Here is a 2,163-nt window from a genome sequence, read left to right on the forward strand (position 1 = left end):
CTGCGTTCGCCGGTCAGCACGCCCTTCGACAACGGCGGCCGCTCGTACGGCGGATGCGCCTCCGCGCCGATCAGCACGATCCGCCCGCCCCAGCCGGACTCCCGCAGCACCTGCGCCGCGCGGCCGCCCGCGTGACCCGCGCCGACGATCGCCATCACCCGGTCGTTCGTCATCGCGTCACACCTCGATCAGGATGCGGCCGTCTTCGATCTTCGCGCGGTACGTGCGCAGCTTCTCGCAGGCGGGTGCGGACAGCGGCCGACCGTCGCGGACGTCGAAGCGTCCGTTGTGCTTCGGGCATTCGATCACGTGGTCGATCACGAGCCCGTCTGCCAGATGCACGTGCTCGTGCGTGCACAGGCCGTCGCTCGCATAGACTTCGCCGTCGATGCGGTAGATCGCGTACGTGTGGCCGGCATGGTCGAAGCGCGCGACGTCTTCGTCGTCGATGTCGTCGAGCGCACCGGTGTCGATCCATTGCGTCATGTTGCTTGTCTCCTCGGTTGGCAGGGTCGATGTCGGTCAGGCACGCGCGGCATCCGGCACGGGCCGCACGACGTAATCGGTCGGGTCGCGCGTCTGCCGGACCAGCGCCGGCACGATCTCCGCATACGCGGCCAGCGTGCTGCGATACGGCGGCGGCATGTCGGCCTTCACGGCCTCGTGCAGCTTCGGCAGCGCGTGGAACGGCACCATTGGAAACATGTGGTGCTCGACGTGGTAGTTCATGTTCCAGTACAGGAAGCGGAACACCGGATTCATCCTCACGGTCCGGCAGTTGCGCCGGTGATCGAGCACGTTCTCGGGCATGCCCGCATGCTGCGTGAGGCCGAAATACAGGTACAGCCATGCGCCGTAGAGGCTCGGCAGCCCGATGTAGAGCAGCGGCAGGATCGTGTGCCAGTAGAGCGAAGCAGCGGTCACGAGCGCGTACACCGCAAGATGGATACGAGACTCGCGCACCACCTTCGGCCGCTCCGATTCCGGCACGTAGGTGCGCTCCTCATCGTCGAGCCGGCCGGTAAAGGCAATCGCGATCATCTTGCGCAGCTCGCCGGCCACGTGCTTCAGCGCGACGATGTTCAGCACGAGCGAGAACCAGTCGGTCGGCTTCGGAGCGGCGATTTCCGGATCGCGCCCGACGACCAGCGTATCGGTGTGATGACGCGCATGGCTCCAGCGCCATGCCGTCGCACGGCGGAACACCTGGAACGACGCGACCTGGTACAGCACGTCGTTCATCCAGCGTGTGCGGAACGCGGTGCCGTGCCCGCATTCGTGCCAGCGCGAGTCGGCCGGGCTGCAGTAAAGCGTGCCGTACACGAAGAACGCGGGGATCGCCCACGCCGAATGCGCGCGCCATGCCAGCCACGCGAGCACGCCGCTGATCGCGATCGCCGCGTACCAGATCAGCGTGTCGCGGATCGCGCGCGCGTCGCCGCGCTGCATCAGCTGCTTCATCAGCGGCCGCGGCACCGCGCACCGGTACCACTCGGCGTTGACGAGCCCGGCCGCCTGCGCGCGCTCGCCGGCGCCGCCGGTCATCCGGTATTCCTGCCGGCGCGCCGCCGTGCGGTCGTGCGCCTGGTCGTCGAGATGAACCACGTGCGTCTCCTTGATTCCTTGTCCGTAGGAAGCGCGGCAAGCGCTTCGGCATGGAATCAAAATTAGGCCCGCAGCCTCCCCCGCTCAATCGAAACGTTGACGAAATTTCGCCATCGCTTTAGCGTTCCTCGCATCGCCACGTCTCGATGGCGACCCCACGATGGAGACAACCATGGCAGGCGAATCCGGGCCGCGCTGGCGCAAGCGCACCGCGCGCTTCGACGAGATCGCGGCGCTCGCCGGGGTCAGCACGACCACCGTCGACCGCGTGCTGAACGAGCGCGGCAGCGTGTCGGCGCAGGCGCGCGAACGCGTGGTGGCGGCCGCGCGGCAGCTCGGCGTGCCGCGCCAGCTACCCGACACGCGGCACGGGCTGGTCCACGTCGACGTGCTGCTGCCGGACACCGACGCGGCGTTCTTTCGCCGGCTGCAGCTCGCGCTGCAGCGCTCGCTGCAGATGCTCGACCGGCGCGTGGTCGTGCACCGGACGATCCTGCCCGCCGCCGACGACGAGCGCGCCGCCGCGCTGATCGAGCGGCCCGCGTACCGGCGTGCGGC

At 68.6% G+C, this 2,163-nt stretch carries 4 protein-coding genes; 1 reads left to right on the forward strand and 3 read right to left on the reverse strand.

The features are described from left to right. From G3N99_RS39150 to G3N99_RS39160, 3 genes are all read right to left on the reverse strand, one after another. A partial coding sequence (locus G3N99_RS39150) for an FAD-dependent oxidoreductase (protein ID WP_206125077.1) occupies window positions 1-173 on the reverse strand: 173 nt, incomplete at its 3' end. Between the two features lie 4 nt (window positions 174-177). Further along, on the reverse strand, window positions 178-486 hold the full coding sequence (locus G3N99_RS39155) for a non-heme iron oxygenase ferredoxin subunit (protein ID WP_011353115.1): 309 nt from the start codon (window positions 484-486) through the stop codon (window positions 178-180). Window positions 487-522: 36 nt separating this feature from the next. Then, entirely contained in the window at window positions 523-1,605 is a 1,083-nt protein-coding gene (locus G3N99_RS39160) for a fatty acid desaturase family protein (RefSeq protein ID WP_174985727.1), read from the reverse strand. A gap of 172 nt (window positions 1,606-1,777) precedes the next feature. Between G3N99_RS39160 and G3N99_RS39165 the strand changes: the two genes are divergently transcribed. Continuing rightward, the coding region (locus tag G3N99_RS39165; protein WP_206125076.1) for a LacI family DNA-binding transcriptional regulator at window positions 1,778-2,163 on the forward strand (386 nt) is incomplete at its 3' end.

This window comes from Burkholderia sp. Ac-20392, from assembly GCF_017104585.1.
Lineage (GTDB): Bacteria > Pseudomonadota > Gammaproteobacteria > Burkholderiales > Burkholderiaceae > Burkholderia > Burkholderia lata.

Coding starts and splice junctions, on each gene's coding strand:
- G3N99_RS39155 (WP_011353115.1), bottom strand. CDS start 486: ATGACGCAATGGATCGACACCGGTGCGCTCGACGACATCGACGACGAA.